Source organism: Pseudoalteromonas sp. MMG013, from assembly GCF_018100885.1.
GTDB classification, from domain to species: Bacteria; Pseudomonadota; Gammaproteobacteria; order Enterobacterales; family Alteromonadaceae; genus Pseudoalteromonas; species Pseudoalteromonas aurantia.
In genome coordinates this window covers 107,005-127,514 of the sequence record NZ_JAGJEE010000013.1, presented here as the reverse complement: position 1 = coordinate 127,514, position 20,510 = coordinate 107,005, and the positions used below count along the sequence as shown (strand labels likewise).

Genomic DNA, 20,510 nt, shown 5'->3' with positions numbered 1-20,510 from the left:
GAGTGATTAAAATATGAGTATTGCACATATAACAGACTTAATTGAACCATGGCTTAATGGATTACCAAAAGAAGCTTTATTGAGTGCTATTTCGGCAAACAGCATTGGCTTTATCGGCGTTATTTTTGTATATATATTCACCCGTCGGTTGGTATTTCCAACCATTCAAAATACGCTCACTAAGTTTTCTCCATCGCGCTTGGGACAGCTCACAGAGCACCTCAATAAACTCACTGGTAGAATGGCGGCAATGCTCAGTTGTGTGGCATTTTTGGCATTTTATCCGCGTGTGCTCGTGGCGCCTGAATGGGTGCTATTGAGCTTTAAATCAGTGGGCCAAATTGTTCTGATTGTTATTTCTGGGTTTTTACTCAGCAGCTTAGTGAATCTTGCTCATGGGATTTACAGTCAATTGCGATTCGCTAAAGACGTACCTATACAAGGCATTGTGCAAGTTACTAAATTGATGACTTTTATTGTCTGCAGTATTTTAATCATCAGTTTGTTGTTAGATAAATCACCGACTTACATACTTTCAGGTTTTGGCGCAATTGCTGCTGTGACTTTGTTAGTATTTAAAGACACAATTTTGGGGCTGGTTGCATCCATTCAAATTGCTGCAAATCGATTGGTGACAATTGGTGATTGGATCCAAGTAGATGCATTTGGTGCTGATGGCGAAGTCATTGATTTAGGGCTAAATACGGTAAGAGTGAGAAATTGGGATAACACGGTGACAACCATCCCCACTTATATGCTCATTACGGATTCTTTTAAGAATTGGCGTGCGATGCAAGAGTCTGCGGGTAGAAGAATAAAACGGGCGTTGTTATTAGATATGCATAGTGTCGTTACGTTAAATGCAGCCAGCGTGACGCAGTTGCAAAGTGTGTTCCCTGAACTTTTAGACGTTGGCGAGTTACCACAGCCCATTACGAATGTTGGATTGTTCCGCCGTTATGCAGAAGCGTATCTGCGTAAGCATAAAGATATTAACCAAGATTGTGTGCTAATGGTGCGGGAACTCGCGCCTCAACACCATGGTTTACCAATTGAATTCTATTGTTTTAGTGTGAATAAGCAATGGGTTTTTTATGAACACTTACAAGCCGATATTATGGACCATATGATAGCTACAATGTCTGAATTTGAGTTGCGCCCGTACCAAACAGTATCAGGGCAACTACAAATAAACTCACGACAAGAACAGACCCAACGAAGCGAAGGCGATTAACATCATCCAAATTGGTGGCTTGAACAGTTTCATACAACTAAACCCAATAACGACAATGGCAATATGCCATAGATTAGTAACGCTTGATGACCAGATAGGCTGATAAAATGCAGCCGCGAGTAGGCCAACAACAGCCGCATTAATTGCCGCAGTTACACTGGCAAATTTTGGTAAATTACTCAATGCATGCCAACTATGGTGGCAGCTATACATAAGTAGTAAACCGGGCAAAAATACAGCAAGGGTTGCTATAATAGCACCAAACCAGACATTATCAGGCTGTGTGACAGCACCCAAATAGGTTGCAATAGTAAACATTGGACCCGGCACTGCTTGCGCCGCGGCATAAGCGGTTAGAAAGCTTTCTTGAGAAAGGTGCTCTACGCTATTTTGCAACAGGGGTAGCACCACATGACCGCCGCCAAAAACCAAAGCCCCAGCTTGGTAAAAAGGCGCATAGAGATAGTCTGAGAAACCGAAAAATGATAGGACAAATAACCCGACGAAAATGGCGAGTGCAGGCCAGTGCCACTTGCCGACTTTCGATGTAGTGCTATCGGGTATAGGGCTGAAGCGGTAGAGCATCCCCATAGATGCAGCAATCACCAGCAACCAAATTTGGCTAAATATACTCGGAGAAATAAGTATAAATAAGGTACTTGCGAACGTAACGAGTTTGAGTGCGGTGGTTTTACAAAAGCTCTTTGCCATTGATAAAATAGCGTCGGCGACAACGACCACGGCAAAGAGTTTTAAGCCATGAATGACGCCAGTCAAATTGTCTTGTAATTGGGTTGCGCTCAAAGCCAGTACTACCATGATTAAAAAAGAAGGTAGCGTGAAGCCAATGAAAGCTGCAATACCTCCTAACAGGCCTGCACGTTCTACGCCGATAGCAAAGCCGACTTGACTGGAACCTGGGCCTGGTAATATTTGTGATAAACTGATCATCGAGCTATAGCGCTCGTTTGATAACCACTTGAGGTTATCAACAAAGTGTTTTTTGAAAAAGCCAAGATGGGCAGCTGGGCCACCAAAACTTGTGCAGCCTAACAAGAAAAACTGATAGAAAATACTCAATACCATGGTTCACCTTATGTTATGGTTAGCACTTCAGCCTTACATATAATTATGACATTTTTGTGACTATGCGATGTAGTATTTTTTCGCTATGCTTAAGTTGCCTTTACTTAAATAGTTTATGTCTTTTAAGCGCGATAAAAGTGTGCTGCAGGTTGTGATTAAAGAACAGAGGTATAATAATTTGAAATGGTCTTTTGTCAGCTCATTGACGTTGATATTGCTACTATTATTAGTCAATATTGCACATGCTGACCATGATAAAGTGTATGTGGCTATCGATCATGCGCCTCCTTATAGTGTCATCACTGATGAGGGTGATGTGTCAGGGCTGATAATTGATATATTAACGCAACTACAGCCATATGCAGAGCGAGGTTATAAAATAGAGCCTGTTCCATGCCCTTTTTCTCGTTGTTTGAGAATGCTAATACAGGGTGAAGTTGATGTATTAGGGGGGCTTATACGTACCCCTAAGCGCGATAATCTAATACGTTTTGTCACGCCAGCCTATATGGCACTGCCATCCTCTTTTGTATTTTACGCTAAACAAAGTAGTAGCATTGTCGTCAATAACTACGCAGATTTGAAAAATAAGCGCATTGCCGTGATGCGTGGAGGCGTATATTTTACCAAGTTTAATGAAGATCGCAGTCTGAACAAAGTCGCGGTGCCTTCAGAACGTGTTGCGGTTGATTTATTACTGAAAGGGCGAGTTGATCTTGTTATAGCCGTTGAAGACACGGCGGAAGTCGCGATGAGTGTCCTTGAGCAACCAACTTCAAAATTAAAAAAGGTCGCATATAGGTATACGAACACCATATATGGGCATATGGCATTTAGTAAAGCATTTGCCAAAACGACAGTGGCAAAACAATTGATGCAGGGAATGGTGGATATTGCTCAGCAGGGTACGCTTGATAAAGTGATTGCACCCTACCATTTACCTGCTATTCCAAAAAGGCTGCTGCCAGAATCACCATAGCTTAACTTTCTATTCATTTGTTCTGAGCATACTCATGCCTATGGGAGATCAGAATGAAAGAAATAATATGAAGGCTATGGTGTATTATGTGGCTATGGGGGCTGGCCTTTTATCGCTCTCTGGATGTGAAATGACACAGGCAGATAAAGGAGCAAGCTTAGGTGCAGCCGCCGGAGCTATATTGGGCAAAGCAACGGGGAATCATAAGAATAAGCGGGTGTTTATTGGAGGGGCTATTGGCGCAATCGCAGGCGCAGCTGTAGGAGAGTATATGGATAGGCAGGAAGCCGCACTCAATGACTCGCTTGCTGGTTCAGGAGTCACTATTGTCCGAGAGGGGAATGCTATGCGACTCGTGATGCCCAGTAAAATAACTTTCTCAAGTAACCAAGCGACTATCTCTGCAGATTTTTATAGTACGTTGAACGACATCGCCGATGTTATGCATCAGTATGATAAAACACGCTTGATCATTACGGGTCATACCGACAGCGAGGGAACCACCGCATTTAATCAACACCTCAGTGAGCAGCGCGCAGAGACGATTAAGAATTATTTGCTTGCACAAGAAATTGCTGCAGGACGTTTGCAAGCCGTGGGCATGGGTGAGTTTTCAAGTATTGCCAGTAATACAACAGCTCACGGACGTGCGTTAAATCGGCGGGTGGAAATAGAGATAAAGGCTAAATAAACCTCAGCTCTGGGTAAGCGAATTTGCCCAATAAAGCTATTTTTCTCACTCTCGGCGTTGTTTTCATTTGTAATAGCCCGCTATTACTGCATAAAAGCGCCTTGATATTGAAAAAAATATCATCATTGGAATGTACGTAAGTTTGTTTTCAAAATATTTCCTATTCCAAAACCCTTATCCAAACCTGAGGTTAAATAAGCGTAGTAAATTGGCGAGGTACGTATTACCCCGCCATTGTCTTTATTTTTGATATGTATATGCAAGACGCAGTGCCAGTGCTTTTATTTGTGAGAGTGCTTCGCTATGGGAATCAGAATTAAAATCTCCGTTACTGAGTAAAACAATACCATTTTGAGTATGTGTATCACCAATGAGGTAGGTGAGCACACCAGGATCAGCACCATCGTGGTGAATAATGGCTCCATCTAAATTCCAGAAGTAACCAATATCTCGGCTTGATGTTGGCACATCTGTTTGCGATGACAGCATATCTTCGACTACCTTAGCGGGCAGTACTTGCTTATTATTTAACACCCCTTGATTCATTGTGGCTTTTAAAAACTTCGTAAGGTCGTTCACTGTGGAAATAACAGAGCCATCTGCATACGTAATGGTGCGGTAATTTGGGAACTGCATTGGTTGCATCGTTTCTGGATCTATATAAAGCCTTTGGGCAACGTCGTTTGAGGGTATAGCGAGTCCCCAACTCGTGTCTTGCATGTTTAACGGCGAAAATACATAACGGTGCGAGAGTTCAGTAAATGACTCGTTGGTTTTTTTTTCAAGTGCATACGCTGCTAATGATGTTGCGATGTTCGAGTAAACTTGGACCTCACCAACAGATAAGTTGTATTGATGAATGAAATTTTGGGGACTGTTTAATTCTCCACTACGTGTTAAGTATTGCTCGAATAAGTTGGGTAAGCTCGGATTCACTTGGTTAACGCAGTTACTGCTTTGCGTCATTAGGTTATATAAGCTTACATAGTTGTCTAACACGTAATATGTGCAATTGTAGACTTGCGGGTTGTCAATTATGCCACTGGTATGGGTGATAAGATGGCGTAGTGAAATTTGTTCAGCTTGTTCTTCGGGTATAAAGAGTGGGAACGGCAATAAAGGCGCGACGGCCTCGTCTAACAATATTTGCTTATTGTGAACTGCTTGAGCAAGGGTGGCGCCAACTAGCGTTTTGGTCACTGATGCCAAGAAAAAAGGCGTATCGGCTGAAACTGGCGAATGTTGTAAGTCTTTAACACCGAAGCCTCCTGCAAATACCGTTGAGCCATTATGTATCACTGCAGCCGATAGTCCGGGTAAGTTATGCTCAGACATAATACGATTAACCTGCTCTTCAAAAGTCGTAACGCTAATCGGGAGGTAGCTTTGTTTATTTAATAAAGACAGTACATGGTCATAACTTTCAAACCGATTAGACTCAAGTTCAAAGCTTGAAAAGGCGGATACATCAATATTGGGTTGTAGGCCTACTTGCTCAAAGTTTTCGCCTTGAGCATTACGATATACTTCGTTTGAGAGACCGACCTCCCATCCATTTGGCAGATTGAAAGAGAGAATATCTGAGAATTCTCCAGAAGTTTCTTCACCTACTTGAGTTACATGAGGGAACTGTAGCATCGCCATCGCAAATACTTCTGCAGCACTTGCGGTGATTTGGCTAGTAAGTAAGTAGATAGGCTTGTTATACGGGGTATTATGTTGTTTCACAAGTGAGCGATATGGTGAACCCAAGCCGGTTTTGTTGATGGCTTGTTTATTAAAAGCCAGAATGTCTTGGGTCGCAAATCGCTGTGCGATAGTCAACGCTAAGTCATCACTGCCGCCGGTGTTGATACGAATATCTAGAATAAGTGCTTCAGTTTCGGCCAAATCAAGCATGATTTTATCTAAATGACGCTCCAGTGCAGCCATGTTTTCAGTCGATGTTGCTTGAGGATGCGTATGGAAGTTCGCCATGTTGTTGATAGTCAATATACCAACATTGTCAGCGGTTTTACCCCAAATAAAGGTTTTCAATGTATCACCCGTTGGAAATGTATTCAGACTTGATGGTGAGATATATTGAGTGAGTGTATTTTCATAGGTAGACAATATGTAGTGCGTGACAGCTTGCTCATTGGGTTGCTCACCGTGTCGTAACGCGCTATTCGCCAACCCTTGTATTGCGTCAAATAGTGGAGAGGGTTTGCCTACCGAAAATGCTGAAAAGTCAGAGCTGAGGCTGACATGGCCGTCTTTTAACGGCGCAATCATAGCCGCAAGCACCTCAAACAAGGCTTCTTTACTCATTGTATTTGTAACACGAGGTCTAAATGTCTCGTATTGTGTTTGCCAATTTACATTCCTTAATTCAAAAAATGCATAATAATCATTAAATGTATGCCAAAAGTAGTCAAAGGTTTGGACTGCAGATATGTCATTGGTGGTGTCTATAGGTGTTAAGCAAGAGGTTGGCAATCCTGTTACTTTATCAAACCGGGAGATGACTAACTCTCCTTGATATGCAACATGTAATTCGTTATTAGAATGTCGTTTAAGTTGGTCAATTTCGGTAGGGAGTGCTGTTCCTCTGATAAATGAGTGAGTGTTCATGCAACCGTGTTGGTTATACTCGAATCGACTGATCTTATCTTTGGTGATTTCTAACACTTCCCCATAGGCTGTTTTGTTCCAAATACCTAATAAGGGATCTTGATCTTTGTTATCGTTATGGCTGTTGCACCCAGCGAGTAACAGTTGTGTGGTTAGCAGTATTCCTATGAATCTCGTTTTTTCAAACATAACCGGTTCCTTTTGCACATTTGTAACGTTGGAGATATTTTATACATGTGCATAAGGAAGATGCTGTGAGTAATTATTAAGCAATTGTGATGAAGCGTTAATGGGTCCCTACAGTTTTATACAAAAAGGCGTAACCACTGTATTAAAGAGAGTCGAGCGTAAGATAAATTATTTAAAGGCGTCGTATATCTCTGCAAATTTACAGGTAATAACACTAATATCTTGGTAGCCTAATCGTGTTAGCTGTTCAGCGGCAAATATGGCTCGCCCGCCTGTCGCACAATGTAAGTAGATGGGTTTTTGCGCATCTTTTTCTATATTTGGTAGCTTAAATTCAAGCAGCCCTCGGGGTATGTTCATAGCATGTGTTACTGCTTGTTGTTGATGCTCATTAGGTTCTCTAACATCAATCAGTAAACTTTCTTTGTTTGATAGTTCAACTTTAGCTTGTGTTGCACTGATACAGCGTTGATTAGGGCTAACTGTTTTTAAGACATCTTGTACGCTAGTGAGCATGAGGCACCTTGATATAGTTTACTAATAGAATGTTAAGTATATTTGTTATCACTATATTAGCAAGTTCTAATGTTAGATTGAAGCGCGCTAGAACACTATACTAAAGGTATACTATTTGACATAGGCAGATGTATGACTCTCGCAAATATGGCAGACAATGCTGAGCAGGCGGCAAGCTTGTTGAAAATGATGGCAAACAAGCATCGGTTGATGATTTTATGCAGTCTTGTTGAAAACGAAATGAGTGTTGGGCAGCTTAATCATAAAGTCCTGCTTTCACAATCAGCTTTGTCTCAGCATTTGGCGAGTTTAAGAAAGGCAAACATTGTTAGCACGCGTAGAGAGAAACAAACGATTTACTACATGATAAGTGATGAAAATGTGGTTGCGTTGATCACGTCACTGTATCAACTTTTTTGCCTGAAAGAGCCTTGAGTATACACGGTGTTAGTTTGTTGGTCATGGCACTTTTTTAGCGGGTATTGTGATTGAGTGCCACAGATACAATGACTCACTCAGCATCGAAAGATATGAGTGAGTGTTTGAGCTATAAAATGGTCGCTATATCATCGAACGGCTTTTTCACCAGTGCATGCTCTGGCACCGTGGCATCGTCAGCGGGGTAACCGGCAATTAGCAACATATACGGGCGTTCATTGTCACGGTCTCTACCGCAGATATCGGTTAAAAAGCTCATTGGTTTTGGAGTATGTGTGAGTGTAGCAAGACCAGCATTGTGCAGCGCTTGAATTAAAAACCCCGTCGCGAGTCCGACAGATTCATGGACATAGTAATTGGTATTTTTATCTTCGGTTTGGATGCCGCCTTTCTTCTGACTGAATACCGCGATGAGCCATGGGGCATGCTCTAAATACGGTTTTTGTGCGTCAGTACCCAAAGGTTTCAACGCATCTAACCATTCATCTCCTGCGCGGCCTTCATAAAATGATTGCTCTAGCTCTTCCGCTGCGTGACGAATTTGCTTTTTGACATCTTGACTATGAATTGCGACAAAATGCCAAGGTTGATGGTTTGCCCCGCTTGGCGCAGTCGCGGCTGTTTTTATACATGCTTCAATGATGTCCTGAGGGACGGGACGGTCGCTAAAACTGCGGATTGAATGACGGCGTTTGGTGTTTGCTAAGTATTCATTAGCACGTTGCAGCATTTCCTCTTGAGGATATTCAACAAAATCACTCAGAGGTATATTGGCATGCTCTTTCATAGGATCACCTGATTTTTTTAGTTAGTATATGGGCAAGTTATAACCTGTGCAGTGCTGAGGCGCAACATGCGTTATAAAAATGTGAATGTGTGATGTAATTAATTAAATACAGAGAGTAAATGAATATGCGATATCAAGCGACATGGGATGATGGAAGGATCATTGACTTGCCTGTAGGGAAGGCAATATGTGTTGGCCGGAATTATGTGGCCCATGCACAAGAGCTCAATAACCCAATTCCTGATGAGCCATTGCTATTTATGAAACCCAGCAGTAGTTTTCAATCATTTGGCAGTGAAATAACATTGCGAGAGGATTTAGGTGAGCACCATTATGAAGCAGAGTTAGTTATTCTAATTGGCAGTGTCGTTGACCGAGATACCGTGAATTATGCAGATGCTGTGATTGGCGTTGGCTTAGGGTTAGATTTAACGTTACGTAGTGTACAAACACGTTTAAAAAGCCAAGGGTTACCTTGGGAGCGGGCGAAAGCCTACGATGGGAGTTGTGCATTGACGCCTTTTACGCCGGTATCACAGCATCACAACTTACACGACAGTGAATATCGTTTTTGGATTAATGGAGAGCTCAAGCAACACGGTGACACTTCTTTGATGATCAACTCGGTTGAGGCACTCATAGCAAATATTGCGCAGGTTTTTTCACTCTACCCAGGTGATATTGTTATGACAGGAACTCCAGCAGGTGTCGGTTCACTTGCCCACGGCGATAAACTTCAGCTGCAGTATGAAAATGGTGAAAAATATAGCAGCACCACGATTATTACATAACAGAGACTTTAAGGCTTGGGGGGAATACGGGTTCGTCGGCTAATGAGCCCGGTTGTGAGAATGATATTTTGTACCCCAGGTTTGTATCGTGTAAAGAATATCTCGATTTTTATTTTGACCAGCAATAACCCCAATAGCAAATAGACCATGGTAGCTTCCAGCCAATTAAGTGGTAGTAGTGTGAGGGTAGTAACGGCCTCTAAAGCAATAATAAAAATAACCATGGCGAGAATAGATTTTGCCGGAAGCTTTGTCATAATAAGCCCGCCTAATGGCGCGCCTATGGCCACGATAGGTGCAGCAAAAAACCAGCTAGATATCACAAATGGTGAAGGTACAGTGTTGCTGGATAAGACGAGTACAGAACCAATGATCGCGTTGCCGGCCATCAAAGCAACCGTTGTGGGGATCACTTTTTTTGCAGGTTGCTTCATCAGAATGACATAATAAAAAAACAATAATGTATCAGCACCGGCCCCTAAGAAGCCGCTGACCACCCCGCCAATAAATGCCGCAGTTGCCAGTCTTTTACGCGCAAAAATAAGGTGATATATCTTAGGTGTATGGGTAAAGCTATCAAGCAATATAATTGCAACCAGTAATAAAAAACAAGTGTACATGTGCTTGATAACTAGGCCGCTTTCGATATGAATAAATAAGCATGCAAATTGCCCTAAGGCTGAGAAAACCAGAGCGTAACTGAGTGTTTTCCAGTCAATTTCTATTCTTTTACTGATAAAGAATAGCGTTGCAAATGACATACCGATAGATTGAATGAACAGTGAAAACACCTTTGCGTCTTCAGCAGATACCGCAAGCACTTTAGTTAAAATGGGGAATGCAACGGCGCCACCGCCTAATGGTGTCGATCCGGCGACAAACGAGCCAAATAACATTGTTAAGCCTGTTTTCCAGCTGGCTATGAGCTGTTCGACGTTGAAATATAAATAGTAATTACTGGCCCAAAATAATAGCCCAACGACAAGTGTAAACCAGTAAAGTCCCTGAATCCTTGGTTGTGTACTTAACATTAATAACATTCCATTTACTTGGTGCGGGTATTGTGCCCGTTCTCTCCACAGGGATCAAGGTTGGCTGATTATTCATCATTATAAAAACTTGTCACCCAGCGTTTTTACTGTAATAAACCTTTACTACTCAAGCATTTTTTTATTAGTCACTATAGAATACGACTCTACCTTACCAAGGAAATATTATGAAAATAAGAAAGTTAGGCACGCCTTTTTCTATATCTGCATGCAAGGTTTTGCTATGTGGGGGAGGAGAGCTTGGCAAAGAAGTGGTTATCGAATTTAAACGCTTAGGATGTGAAGTGGTTGTCTTAGATAGATACGACAATGCCCCCGCCATGCAAGTGGCTGATAGGTGCTATGTATTGTCTATGCTAGATGGTGACAAGCTTGAACGCATCATTCAACTAGAGCAACCCGATTATATCGTGCCTGAGATTGAGGCCATAGCTACGGATAAGTTAGTCGCACTGGAAGCACAAGGCTTTACTGTGGTCCCCAGTGCAAAAGCAACTCAGCTAACCATGAATCGTGAAGGTATTCGTCGATTGGCAGCGGAAGAGCTCAATATACCGACTTCAAAGTATCAATTTGTTGATACCTTAAATGACTTTAAGCGTGCCGTTGCAGAAATTGGTTTTCCATGTGTAATAAAACCAATCATGAGCTCATCAGGGAAAGGGCAAAGTGTTGTTAAGCATTCTCAAGATATCGAATTGGCGTGGCAGCATGCCCAAGAGGGCGGTCGGGCTGGGCAAGGTCGCGTAATTGTTGAGGGCTTTGTTGAGTTTGATTATGAAATCACGTTATTAACAGTGCGTCATATTGCAGGCACGAGTTTTTGTGAGCCAATAGGGCATGTGCAAGAAAACGGTGATTATCAACAAAGCTGGCAACCACAAGCTATGAGTGCTTTGGCGCTAGAGCGAAGCAAAGCCGTGGCAACTTTAGTGACTGATGCGTTAGGTGGGCGTGGGTTATTTGGGGTAGAGCTGTTTATTAAAGGTGATGAGGTCTTTTTTAGTGAGGTGTCACCTCGACCTCATGATACTGGTATGGTGACCTTGATATCACAAGATTTAAGTGAGTTTGCACTTCATGTACGTGCTATTTTAGGTTTGCCCATTCCGCATATTCATTTTTCAGGGCCTTCAGCATCCAATGTGCTTTTGGTAACAGGGAGTTCAAATCGCGTGGCGTTTGACAACGTGGCAGAGGCATTGAGCGAATCGCACACCGATATTCGTTTGTTTGGGAAGCCCGAAGTTGCGGGTACTCGTCGTATGGGGGTGGCGCTTGCGCGTGATGAGTCTGTTGAGCGAGCAGTGAATAAAGCTAAAAATATAATTGAAAAAATACAGGTAGACGTGTGAGTGAAACAATGAGTTCTCGAGTGATTGACCCCTTAGTAATGGGGTTTTGGCGTTTGTTAGATTGGCAGTTGTCTGATCAGCAATGTGTGTCGTTTTTGAAAGAATGTATTGAACTGGGCATAACTCATACAGATCATGCTGATATTTATGGTCAATATGAGTGTGAGGCTGCATTTGGTGCAGCATTAAAATTGGCGCCCAGTATTCGAGATGAGATAAAGATTATTACCAAATGTGGTATTCGTCCGGCGATCGCTAAAACCGGTTTGGCAGGTAAAGCAAATCACTATGATTCAAGTTATACGCATATAATGGCTTCTGTACTGCAGTCTTTACAGCATTTTAATACCGATAGAATAGATGTTTTACTGATCCACCGGCCTGATTACCTGATGGATGCTGACGAAATGGCGAAGGCATTTAATCAACTGAAGCGTCAAGGTGATGTTTTGAATTTTGGTGTGTCTAACTTTACCCCAGCTCAATTATCTATGCTGCAATCTCGCTGTGATTTTCCACTTGTAACCAATCAAATTGAATGCTCACCTTATGAAATGAAGGGGCTAGACGATGGCACACTCGATCAATGTCAGCAGCTAAGGATACATCCTATGCTCTGGTCACCATTGGCAGGAGGAAGACTGTTTAGTAATCGTGATGAAAAAGCGTTACGGTTGCAGACGATATTAAGCGAGGTCGCACAGGAGATAGGGGCAAAGTCAATCGATCAGGTGGTTTATTGCTGGCTGGCCACTTTGCCCAGTAAGCCTTCTATAGTGCTTGGCACCGGCAATCTCGCACGAGTTAAAGCGGCACTAGAGAGTGCTTCTTTATCCATGGATAGAGAGCAGTGGTACCGAATATGGCAAGCTTCCACAGGGCACAGTGTGCCATAAAGAAAAAAGGGCTCACGGGCCCTTTTTAAATTAAAAATATGTATTAAGAATTTTGAACCTAGAGCTCAAAGTCGAGGCCATAGCTCACATAGGCTTTGACATCATCATCAGCATCTAAATCGGTTTTGACGACGCCAAGGGTAAAACCATTTTTAGCGACGCTGACGCCATAGTCCATGTAAGCGTCATCTTCACTGGTCCACTCTAAAACGGTATCACCACTTGAGCGGCCTATATGGAACGACAGGTCTGTGTCATTCAATATCGTGAAACTGGCGCCCAACTCTAAATACAGCATTTCTTCCTCCGTACTTTGGTCTTCTTGTGCATGCGTTAGGTAACTTGCTTTAAAACTCAACCATTGCCAGCTTAAGGCGCCGTATAGCTCTCCGAAATCGATGCTCCCCTCAGCATCAGGGTAGGCATAGTGTATGTAACCTACGTCGTAGCCAAATTGACCTTGCTCGCCAGAGAAACCAGCATATAGGTCAAGTTCATAACTGGTTTTATTGCCAAAGTCGACATTGGATACCCAAGTACCTGCATAGAACCCAGAGTCGTCGCTATAATCTATTCCGCCGGATACTGCTGAGCCATCTTTGGTTTGTGTTATACCGCGCCAAAAGTAATTCGAGCTGGCTGCGACGTTTGCGGTGACTTCGGCCATAGAGTGAAACGAAGTAACGCTCATAAATGATGATGCAACGATTAGTGGTAGTAGTTTATTCATTGTTATTCCTCAATGCGCTAGAGATGTCATGAATACTGCAATGGTTGCGCCAGTTGCAATAAAGTAAAGAATTTTTAGTTCAATATATTGATGTATAGTTGATTTTTTTATTCTTGCTAGGGGGGAAGAGTAAGTTGTTGTAAAAAAGTTGCTCAAATGTGGTGCAAAGAAAGAAAAGTTGCACGGGTATATCGCAATGCAGATATCGCTCTATTAACAGTCATAATGCGCGTGTATGGCTCATTGCGAGCCACACACAGACGTGTTAGCCAAAAATAGCACGCATTAATGAGATGGTCTCATCAACACTTCGGCCTTTTTCTACTTCAGCCACAATTGAGTCACGTTTATCGCGAATATGCTCAGGGATTGATTCGTCACTGAGTGCTCGGTCAACTAAAATTTCGGCAGATTCTTTACCGCGACGCACTGCTTTTCTAGTCCCTGAGCTTGCACTGCGTGCTGGCTTGTTTAGTAATTTTATGTAGTTAGACTGATTGGCGGTTTCTTTGTCTGCATGATAAAACCAACAAGGGATCAACGCTTTGATACTGGCAAGCTGCTGCTCAAATTCATCTGCTGGTGAGGTCATAGTAAACCAAGGCATAGCGTGAATTGTCATAACAATGTCTGTCCAATAGCGCTCAAAATCACGATTGTTTAGTTTAGTGATACCTAAAGAAGAACATAAAGCGTCTAACTTCGCATTGGTGATGGGTGTAAATACATCAGGGCGGCGCATCGCAAGTAAGCGAGTAGCTGGTGCCAGAGTCGGTTTTTCGTCACTATTAGCAAAGGCGGTTAGATAGGCAACCATAAATTGCTGATAATCTTGCTCACTGACCGCACCTTCAAGTGGAATGTATGCGAGTGCAGTATCAAACTCGCCAGGGAAATCTGCAAACAATTGGTGGAAGCCTTTGGCATTTTTAGTTGAAGCAAACCACTCCACATCAAAATTATAAATGCTAGGATCAAGTGAAGCAGCATGTTTACCACTAAAGGCTAAACGGTCTTCTACAATCATTTCTTTCAATGGTGTTGCACGTAAGTTTGCAATGTAGTCGGTGAGTTTGAGTTGTTCTTCAAGTGCGAGCACATCGCTATGTTGTGTTACGAAACCGGTCAGTACAGGCCATGGAGTGACACGCAACGTTTTCAGTTGTAAAAAGCTGATGGCTGATCCTAATAAGTCTTGAAGCTTTTTGACTGTAGGCAACTGATGATCATCTAGCAAATCAAAGTTGATACGATTTTTAGCAATATCATATAGCTCATAACACCAACTTAAAAAGTCTTCTGGGTGTTGCTCAACTTTAACAGCCATGAGGTTTAAGCTTATCTCGGTGGCCTGTTTTAAAATATTTTGGTAAATCTGACTTTCTTGTTCACCTAGAGCCATTTTTGATGGGGAAATAAGCAACTTCTTCATATTGGCGAGAGCCTCCACACATATGCATATATTTTAATCATAATAGTTTAGCCAATAGTGAGCTAAACAGACAAGGCCGTGGATCATACCGAAGAATGTGAAAGTTACAATCACCGAAATAGATAATTGTGCCAGCAAATTGGGGGGTTGTTAGGTAATGAGTGCGTTTAGGCACGTGTTTATAAGATGAAATACTTGTTTTTCAATCACATTGATTTGTGCACTGGACTACATTCTCTCACAAACTCATTGATGATTTTATAGCGTAGCAAGGCTACTATATAGACATAGCGCAAATCAGATTTATAGGGAAAGGTATGAACGCAGTAGTTAAAGTTGTTGGCGGCTTGGTTGTCGTAGTGGTGGGTGTGGCAGTCGCAGCGCCATTTTTGATACCAACACAGACGATTATTGACGAAATATCACAGCAAGTTGAGTCGACAACCGGTAGGACTTTGCAAATAGCGGGTGATAGCACGGTATCGATATTGCCCAGCTTAAATATCACCTTAAATAATGTGCGTTTTGCAAATATGCCATCGGGAAGTACCGAACATATGCTCGCTATGGAGCAATTATCAGTGCATATTCCTTGGCTTTCGTTACTATCAGGCGAGGCTAAATTAGAGCGTTTTGTTATTAATAACCCAACAATAACGCTAGAAACTGATAAACAAGGCCAGCCCAACTGGCAGCTATTTCCGACCCAACCAAATAGTTCTGTTACTGCACAAGAACCAGATGCACAAACGGCCTCAGCTGTGTCATTACCCAGCGGCTTTGATATCAGTCTTGGTGAAGTGGCCATTTATGGTGGCTCAATTGCTTACATTGATGGCCAAACCGGCGCACAGCATCGCGTCGATGAGCTTGACTTAAGTATTCAGTTGCCGTCTTTGTATAAAGCATTGACAATCAATGGTGCAATTACTTATCAAGCACAGAAATTTGAATTGACTTCGGTGGTTGATACACCCGCTAAGGCCATTGTTGGAGAAACGTTCAGTGTTCAGCAGCGCCTTGATTCGCAATTACTAAATGTTGAGTTCGACGGTGTCATTGCGCAGCAAGGTAAAAACATTCAAGGCGAATTAACCCTTGCTGGCGACTCAGTTAAAGCGATAACTCAATGGCAAAACATGGCGTTATCAGCTAAAGACAACGCGTTTAATCAATTTAGTGTTGCTGGAAGTATGTCGTTTGTTGGCAATACGTTTACGCTGAAGTCTTTGGTTGCCAAACTTGATGAGTTAGAAATCAAAGGCCAAAGCAAAATTGTACTGGGGGAAAAACCGGATATTAACGCTAATATTGATTTAGGCATGTTAGATTTAAATCCTTACCTTCCTGAACCAGTAGAGCGAAAAACCTCAGAAAAAGCCGAAACTCAAACACCAAGTGAGCCCATAGTGTGGGATGACTCCCCAATTGATTTATCGGCATTGGGGCAACTTAATGCGCACGTTGTGGTGCGTTCTACTGGTTTAAAAGCCCGCGATATTACGCTGGGCAAGAATCAATTTTCATTGCGACTCAAAAATAGCGTTGCGCAACTAGGTCTAGATGAGTTCAACGCGTATGAAGGGAGCGGTAAAGGCACTGTGAAAGTGGATGCAACAGCCAGTCCTTATAAAATCGCAACAAATTTTGCGTTAAAAAACATCAATGCGGAACCTTTACTTACCGATGCCGTTGGCTTTGATAAAGTATTGGGCAAAGGCAGTATCGATTGGAACTTAACAACTCACGGACAAAGTCAAAAGCAATTCGTTTCAGCACTTGCGGGTAAGATGGCGTTTAGCTTTAAAGATGGGGGGGTTAAAGGCGCCAATATTGCTGAAATGACTCGTAAAGCCAAAGAGATGCTTAAAGGTGACTTCTCATCATTGAAAGACGGTTTAAATGCCGACTATGATCCGCAACAGAAAACCGATTTCTCAGCATTAACCGGCAGCTTTGTATTCAAAAACGGTGTTGGCCATAACAATGATTTGAGCTTAGCGAGTCCGCTCATACGGATCAGTGGTTCTGGTGATGTGGATTTACCTAAAACTTATGTTAATTATCGTTTGGTTACCGGTATTGTCGATACTGTTGAAGGGCAAGCCAGTGCGGATAAAAGCACCGGCTTTAAAGTGCCGCTGCGCATTAAAGGGCCTTTTCATAAGGTGGATGTCAATATAGATATAAGTAGTGCCGCAAAAGATACCGTGAAAGACAAATTAAAGGATAAATTGAAAGATAAATTCAAAGGCCTTTTTGGGGGATAATCGGTTACATATAGAGTGCGTATTAAATAAAGGGCCGATTTACCGGCCCTTTATTTCATATATGAATAAAAATAAAAGGTATATTTAGATATGAAACAACAGTGGCAAAATGAATTTTCTCAGCAAGGCTATATCGTCATTGAGCAAGGCATTGAAGCAGCGTTGTTAGCACAACTTCAAGTCTACGCACAGCAACTGCTATTTGATGCGAAAGTGATGGCTATGCAAGGAAAAGACCTCAACAATATTGCCGTGTATAAACAAAGCGGGCAGCTATCAATATCTCGTATTAATGACTTATTTAGATATCAAGCACACTTTGCATCTTTGCTGACCCATTTAAATGTACTCAACGTGGCTGAAGCATTGATTGGCGAACCCGTATTACCCGTTTATGAGTCGCTTGTGATCAAGGACCCTATTAACACAGAGTCATTTGACTGGCATAGAGACATGGCTGTGAGATCAGATGAAAGGATTGTGACAATGGGGATTTATTTAGATGATTCACTCGCAGAGCAAGGGGCATTAAAAGTGATCCCTGGTTCACAGGTCCAAGCACACAGTGTATGTGAATTCAAAGAGGCAGTGGAGCAGGGCTCTGTGGCAAGTCAAAATATAGCGGTAAAGGCGGGAGATGTGGTTATTCACCATGTTAATACCGTGCATGGCTCAGACAAGCAATTAACGAATGACCTTCGGCGAACGATTTATTTTGAGTTTAGGGCTGTCTCTCATTTAAAAAACAATCCACGCTTTAGTGAGCATTGGCTTAATCAAAGAGTCAGATTGATGGAACAGCTTAAATCGAAGGCCACTGGTAATGACTCAAATGCCATTGTACTGCCAACAGACTTTTATCAAGAGCAACTGCGTATAGAACCTGCTGAGTATTGCTTTAAGTTTTGAGCGCCCCCAATAAGGGTTGTTGAATAGGAAGATACACGACATAAAATGGCCCGTTAACTAGGGGAAATAACGGGGGGTGTTAAAATCACGAATGGCAACATCAGACAGTAGCGCAAAAAAAGTGGCGGTCAATCTCGGTGGTAATTGGTGGAGTTTATCTGTAAGAGCTTTGCTCTACGTATAAAGCTTACGTTAAAAATGTTTGCTGGCATTGTTGCAAATAATGAAAAGGTTGGGCGTCGAGTAATTAAATGGAGTAGTTAAATACAGTTTTTTATAAAATGCAAAATAGCTGGTTAAAACTTAACCTATTGAGTGTATTTAAATTTCTATCTTGAAAAACTAACCCCTTGTCCTCATATCAGAAAAGTACTCAGCGAAACTCGGTGGAATACGTAAATTAATTAAAAATTGAGCTATCCAACCTAGCACTTTGCTGGTACAATTGCCCGCCCTTGAACGACAATGTAATTGTTTTTTGAGTGGTATTTAATCGAAGTGCTTTGATTTTAAACAAATTAAAGCGTGTTAAAACTACACCGGAGCTCATTCAGATGATCCAAATGCAAACTCAGCTGGACGTTGCTGATAACAGCGGCGCTCGCAAAGTGCAGTGTATAAAAGTCCTTGGTGGTTCGCACCGTCGCTATGCAGCGATTGGTGACATCATTAAAGTTTCTGTTAAAGAAGCTATTCCTCGCGGTAAAGTGAAGAAAGGTGATGTTAAAAACGCGGTAGTTGTGCGTACTAGAAAAGGCGTTCGTCGTCCGGACGGTTCTTTGATCCGTTTCGATAGCAATGCGGCTGTTATCTTAAATGATAGCTTACAGCCTGTTGGTACTCGTATCTTCGGCCCTGTGACTCGTGAACTGCGTACTGAAAAGTTCATGAAGATCGTTTCACTAGCCCCAGAAGTACTATAAGGAATCTATCATGGCAGCAAAAATCCGTCGTGATGACGAAGTAATTATACTAGCCGGTAAAGACAAAGGTAAGCGCGGAAAAGTGCTTTCAGTTGTAACTGAAGCTGGTCGAGTATTTGTCGAAGGCATTAACTTAATCAAGAAGCACCAAAAGCCTGTTCCGCAGTTGCAACAAGCTGGTGGTATTGTTGAGAAAGAAGCGTCAATCGACGTATCAAACGTTGCGATCTTCAACCAGGAAACTGGTAAAGCGGATCGTGTAGGTTTCAAGATTGAAGACGGTAAGAAATTACGTATCTTCAAATCTACTGGTAAAACTATCTAATAGTTGGAGTAGACGATGGCGAAACTGCATGAAGTATATAAAGACAAAGTAGTAGTTGAACTTCAAGAGAAGTTCGGTTTCAGCTCTGTTATGCAAGTCCCTCAGATCGAAAAGATCACATTAAACATGGGTGTGGGCGAAGCCCTAGCTGACAAGAAAATTCTAGAAAATGCAGTAAAAGATCTAGAATCAATCTCTGGTCAGAAAGCGCTTATCACGAAAGCACGTAAGTCAGTAGCTGGCTTCAAAATTCGTGAAGGCTACCCAATTGGTTGTAAAGTAACCCTACGTGGCGAGCGTATGTGGGATTTCTTTGAGCGTTTAGTCTCAATTGCAATGCCTCGTATTCGTGACTTCCGCGGTGTAAGTGCTAAGTCTTTTGACGGACGTGGTAACTACTCTATGGGCGTACGTGAGCAAATCATCTTCCCAGAAATCGATTATGATAAAGTAGACCGTGTTCGCGGTATGGATATCACAATCACAACTTCTGCGAAAACTGATGAGGAAGGCCGTGCGTTGTTAGAAGCGTTTAACTTCCCATTTAAGAAATAAGGGTAGGGTTATGGCAAAGAATTCTATGAAAGCGCGCGAAGCAAAGCGCACTAAATTAGTTGCTCAGTTCGCTGAAAAGCGTGCGGCACTAAAAGCTATCATTTCTGATGTAAATGCATCAGAAGATGATCGTTGGGATGCGGTATTAAAGCTACAAGCTCTACCGCGTGATTCTAGCCCTGCACGTCAACGTAATCGTTGTAACATTACGGGCCGCCCACATGGTTTCCTTCGTAAATTCGGCATGAGCCGTATTAAAGTTCGCGAAGCAGCTATGCGCGGTGAAATTCCTGGCCTTAAAAAGGCTTCTTGGTAATAGAATCACGGGAGTAAGACAATGAGCTTGCAAGATCCTATTGCGGATTTGTTCACACGTATCCGTAACGGTCAGACTGCGAAGAAGGTTGCTGTTGCAATGCCTACTTCAAAGCTGAAAGTAGCAGTTGCAAAGGTACTTAAAGACGAAGGTTACATTACTGACTTCGCTGTATCTAGTGACGTAAAAGCAGAATTGACTATCGAATTAAAATATTTCGAAGGTAAAGCTGTTATTGAAAACATCCAGCGTGTTAGTCGCCCAGGTCTACGTATCTATAAGAAACGTGACGCGTTACCGAAGGTAATGGGTGGTCTAGGTATCGCTATCGTATCAACTTCTCAAGGCTTGATGACAGACCGTGCCGCACGTAGTGCTGGTGTTGGTGGTGAAATCATTGGCTTTGTAGCTTAATCGGAGGGGAAC

21 protein-coding genes are annotated in these 20,510 nt (G+C 42.3%); 14 read left to right on the top strand and 7 right to left on the bottom strand.

Annotated elements, in window-relative coordinates; genetic code table 11:
• The first annotated feature begins 13 nt into the window (after positions 1 to 13).
• Positions 14 to 1,234, top strand: a complete 1,221-nt coding sequence (locus J8L98_RS13610; protein ID WP_192506019.1) for a mechanosensitive ion channel domain-containing protein — start codon at positions 14 to 16, stop codon at positions 1,232 to 1,234.
• On the opposite strand, the gene chrA is transcribed toward J8L98_RS13610, so the two are convergent.
• Positions 1,196 to 2,320 carry a chromate efflux transporter gene (chrA, locus tag J8L98_RS13605; protein WP_210996849.1) on the bottom strand — a complete coding sequence of 375 codons (1,125 nt, stop codon included), beginning with the start codon at positions 2,318 to 2,320 and terminating at the stop codon, positions 1,196 to 1,198. The two genes, J8L98_RS13610 and chrA, sit on opposite strands and share 39 nt — an antisense overlap.
• A gap of 178 nt (positions 2,321 to 2,498) precedes the next feature.
• Between chrA and J8L98_RS13600 the strand changes: the two genes are divergently transcribed.
• Both J8L98_RS13600 and J8L98_RS13595 read left to right on the top strand, forming a co-directional pair.
• Positions 2,499 to 3,299 (top strand): transporter substrate-binding domain-containing protein, encoded by an 801-nt coding sequence (locus J8L98_RS13600; RefSeq protein ID WP_247671137.1) that lies wholly within the window; start codon positions 2,499 to 2,501, stop codon positions 3,297 to 3,299.
• A gap of 67 nt (positions 3,300 to 3,366) precedes the next feature.
• Positions 3,367 to 3,990, top strand: a complete 624-nt coding sequence (locus J8L98_RS13595; protein ID WP_210996847.1) for an OmpA family protein — start codon at positions 3,367 to 3,369, stop codon at positions 3,988 to 3,990.
• Positions 3,991 to 4,230: 240 nt separating this feature from the next.
• Here J8L98_RS13595 and J8L98_RS13590 read toward each other — a convergent pair whose 3' ends face one another.
• Together J8L98_RS13590 and J8L98_RS13585 are read right to left on the bottom strand one after the other, a co-directional pair.
• Positions 4,231 to 6,792, bottom strand: a complete 2,562-nt coding sequence (locus J8L98_RS13590) for a serine hydrolase (protein WP_210996846.1) — start codon at positions 6,790 to 6,792, stop codon at positions 4,231 to 4,233.
• Positions 6,793 to 6,960: 168 nt separating this feature from the next.
• Positions 6,961 to 7,308: a rhodanese-like domain-containing protein gene (locus tag J8L98_RS13585; protein WP_210996845.1), complete on the bottom strand. Its 348-nt coding sequence runs from the start codon at positions 7,306 to 7,308 to the stop codon at positions 6,961 to 6,963.
• A 132-nt stretch (positions 7,309 to 7,440) separates the two neighbouring features.
• Between J8L98_RS13585 and J8L98_RS13580 the strand changes: the two genes are divergently transcribed.
• Positions 7,441 to 7,743, top strand: coding sequence for a metalloregulator ArsR/SmtB family transcription factor (locus J8L98_RS13580; protein WP_210996844.1), 303 nt, complete (start codon positions 7,441 to 7,443; stop codon positions 7,741 to 7,743).
• Between the two features lie 112 nt (positions 7,744 to 7,855).
• Here the strand turns inward: J8L98_RS13580 and J8L98_RS13575 are convergent, their stop codons facing one another.
• A complete protein-coding gene (locus J8L98_RS13575) occupies positions 7,856 to 8,533 on the bottom strand; it encodes a nitroreductase family protein (RefSeq protein WP_210996843.1) in 678 nt (225 codons plus the stop codon).
• Between the two features lie 119 nt (positions 8,534 to 8,652).
• Between J8L98_RS13575 and J8L98_RS13570 the strand changes: the two genes are divergently transcribed.
• Positions 8,653 to 9,324, top strand: a complete 672-nt coding sequence (locus tag J8L98_RS13570; RefSeq protein WP_348771906.1) for a fumarylacetoacetate hydrolase family protein — start codon at positions 8,653 to 8,655, stop codon at positions 9,322 to 9,324.
• Between the two features lie 8 nt (positions 9,325 to 9,332).
• On the opposite strand, the gene J8L98_RS13565 is transcribed toward J8L98_RS13570, so the two are convergent.
• Complete coding sequence (locus J8L98_RS13565; protein ID WP_210996842.1) at positions 9,333 to 10,355, bottom strand: sulfite exporter TauE/SafE family protein; 1,023 nt, start codon at positions 10,353 to 10,355, stop codon at positions 9,333 to 9,335.
• Positions 10,356 to 10,540: 185 nt separating this feature from the next.
• On the opposite strand from J8L98_RS13565, the gene purT reads away from it, so the two are divergent.
• Together purT and J8L98_RS13555 are read left to right on the top strand one after the other, a co-directional pair.
• Positions 10,541 to 11,728 carry a formate-dependent phosphoribosylglycinamide formyltransferase gene (purT, locus tag J8L98_RS13560; RefSeq protein WP_210996841.1) on the top strand — a complete coding sequence of 396 codons (1,188 nt, stop codon included), beginning with the start codon at positions 10,541 to 10,543 and terminating at the stop codon, positions 11,726 to 11,728.
• A gap of 8 nt (positions 11,729 to 11,736) precedes the next feature.
• A complete protein-coding gene (locus J8L98_RS13555) occupies positions 11,737 to 12,624 on the top strand; it encodes an aldo/keto reductase (RefSeq protein WP_210996866.1) in 888 nt (295 codons plus the stop codon).
• Between the two features lie 58 nt (positions 12,625 to 12,682).
• Here J8L98_RS13555 and J8L98_RS13550 read toward each other — a convergent pair whose 3' ends face one another.
• Both J8L98_RS13550 and J8L98_RS13545 read right to left on the bottom strand, forming a co-directional pair.
• On the bottom strand, positions 12,683 to 13,354 hold the full coding sequence (locus tag J8L98_RS13550) for a TorF family putative porin (RefSeq protein WP_210996840.1): 672 nt from the start codon (positions 13,352 to 13,354) through the stop codon (positions 12,683 to 12,685).
• 265 nt (positions 13,355 to 13,619) lie between these two features.
• The gene (locus J8L98_RS13545; protein ID WP_192506009.1) at positions 13,620 to 14,786 is read right to left on the bottom strand and encodes a hypothetical protein; all 1,167 of its coding nucleotides are present in this window, start codon (positions 14,784 to 14,786) and stop codon (positions 13,620 to 13,622) included.
• 317 nt (positions 14,787 to 15,103) lie between these two features.
• On the opposite strand from J8L98_RS13545, the gene J8L98_RS13540 reads away from it, so the two are divergent.
• The 7 genes from J8L98_RS13540 (at position 15,104) to rpsH (ending at position 20,498) form a co-directional block, all read left to right on the top strand.
• The gene (locus J8L98_RS13540; RefSeq protein WP_210996839.1) at positions 15,104 to 17,056 is read left to right on the top strand and encodes an AsmA family protein; all 1,953 of its coding nucleotides are present in this window, start codon (positions 15,104 to 15,106) and stop codon (positions 17,054 to 17,056) included.
• Positions 17,057 to 17,146: 90 nt separating this feature from the next.
• On the top strand, positions 17,147 to 17,965 hold the full coding sequence (locus J8L98_RS13535) for a phytanoyl-CoA dioxygenase family protein (RefSeq protein WP_210996838.1): 819 nt from the start codon (positions 17,147 to 17,149) through the stop codon (positions 17,963 to 17,965).
• A gap of 554 nt (positions 17,966 to 18,519) precedes the next feature.
• Positions 18,520 to 18,888 carry a 50S ribosomal protein L14 gene (gene rplN, locus J8L98_RS13530; protein ID WP_010363768.1) on the top strand — a complete coding sequence of 123 codons (369 nt, stop codon included), beginning with the start codon at positions 18,520 to 18,522 and terminating at the stop codon, positions 18,886 to 18,888.
• Between the two features lie 10 nt (positions 18,889 to 18,898).
• On the top strand, positions 18,899 to 19,213 hold the full coding sequence (gene rplX, locus J8L98_RS13525) for a 50S ribosomal protein L24 (RefSeq protein WP_138593398.1): 315 nt from the start codon (positions 18,899 to 18,901) through the stop codon (positions 19,211 to 19,213).
• A gap of 15 nt (positions 19,214 to 19,228) precedes the next feature.
• Complete coding sequence (rplE, locus tag J8L98_RS13520) at positions 19,229 to 19,768, top strand: 50S ribosomal protein L5 (protein WP_192506006.1); 540 nt, start codon at positions 19,229 to 19,231, stop codon at positions 19,766 to 19,768.
• Between the two features lie 10 nt (positions 19,769 to 19,778).
• Complete coding sequence (rpsN, locus tag J8L98_RS13515) at positions 19,779 to 20,084, top strand: 30S ribosomal protein S14 (RefSeq protein ID WP_010363762.1); 306 nt, start codon at positions 19,779 to 19,781, stop codon at positions 20,082 to 20,084.
• Positions 20,085 to 20,105: 21 nt separating this feature from the next.
• Positions 20,106 to 20,498, top strand: a complete 393-nt coding sequence (rpsH, locus tag J8L98_RS13510; RefSeq protein WP_138593396.1) for a 30S ribosomal protein S8 — start codon at positions 20,106 to 20,108, stop codon at positions 20,496 to 20,498.
• Positions 20,499 to 20,510: the final 12 nt, after the last annotated feature.

Coding starts and splice junctions, on each gene's coding strand:
- J8L98_RS13575 (WP_210996843.1), bottom strand. CDS start 8,533: ATGAAAGAGCATGCCAATATACCTCTGAGTGATTTTGTTGAATATCCT.
- J8L98_RS13585 (WP_210996845.1), bottom strand. CDS start 7,308: ATGCTCACTAGCGTACAAGATGTCTTAAAAACAGTTAGCCCTAATCAA.
- J8L98_RS13595 (WP_210996847.1), top strand. CDS start 3,367: ATGAAGGCTATGGTGTATTATGTGGCTATGGGGGCTGGCCTTTTATCG.
- rpsN (WP_010363762.1), top strand. CDS start 19,779: ATGGCAAAGAATTCTATGAAAGCGCGCGAAGCAAAGCGCACTAAATTA.
- J8L98_RS13545 (WP_192506009.1), bottom strand. CDS start 14,786: ATGAAGAAGTTGCTTATTTCCCCATCAAAAATGGCTCTAGGTGAACAA.
- J8L98_RS13540 (WP_210996839.1), top strand. CDS start 15,104: ATGAACGCAGTAGTTAAAGTTGTTGGCGGCTTGGTTGTCGTAGTGGTG.
- rplX (WP_138593398.1), top strand. CDS start 18,899: ATGGCAGCAAAAATCCGTCGTGATGACGAAGTAATTATACTAGCCGGT.
- rpsH (WP_138593396.1), top strand. CDS start 20,106: ATGAGCTTGCAAGATCCTATTGCGGATTTGTTCACACGTATCCGTAAC.
- J8L98_RS13610 (WP_192506019.1), top strand. CDS start 14: ATGAGTATTGCACATATAACAGACTTAATTGAACCATGGCTTAATGGA.
- purT (WP_210996841.1), top strand. CDS start 10,541: ATGAAAATAAGAAAGTTAGGCACGCCTTTTTCTATATCTGCATGCAAG.
- chrA (WP_210996849.1), bottom strand. CDS start 2,320: ATGGTATTGAGTATTTTCTATCAGTTTTTCTTGTTAGGCTGCACAAGT.
- J8L98_RS13580 (WP_210996844.1), top strand. CDS start 7,441: ATGACTCTCGCAAATATGGCAGACAATGCTGAGCAGGCGGCAAGCTTG.
- rplE (WP_192506006.1), top strand. CDS start 19,229: ATGGCGAAACTGCATGAAGTATATAAAGACAAAGTAGTAGTTGAACTT.
- rplN (WP_010363768.1), top strand. CDS start 18,520: ATGATCCAAATGCAAACTCAGCTGGACGTTGCTGATAACAGCGGCGCT.
- J8L98_RS13570 (WP_348771906.1), top strand. CDS start 8,653: ATGAATATGCGATATCAAGCGACATGGGATGATGGAAGGATCATTGAC.
- J8L98_RS13550 (WP_210996840.1), bottom strand. CDS start 13,354: ATGAATAAACTACTACCACTAATCGTTGCATCATCATTTATGAGCGTT.
- J8L98_RS13590 (WP_210996846.1), bottom strand. CDS start 6,792: ATGTTTGAAAAAACGAGATTCATAGGAATACTGCTAACCACACAACTG.
- J8L98_RS13555 (WP_210996866.1), top strand. CDS start 11,737: ATGAGTTCTCGAGTGATTGACCCCTTAGTAATGGGGTTTTGGCGTTTG.
- J8L98_RS13565 (WP_210996842.1), bottom strand. CDS start 10,355: ATGTTAAGTACACAACCAAGGATTCAGGGACTTTACTGGTTTACACTT.
- J8L98_RS13535 (WP_210996838.1), top strand. CDS start 17,147: ATGAAACAACAGTGGCAAAATGAATTTTCTCAGCAAGGCTATATCGTC.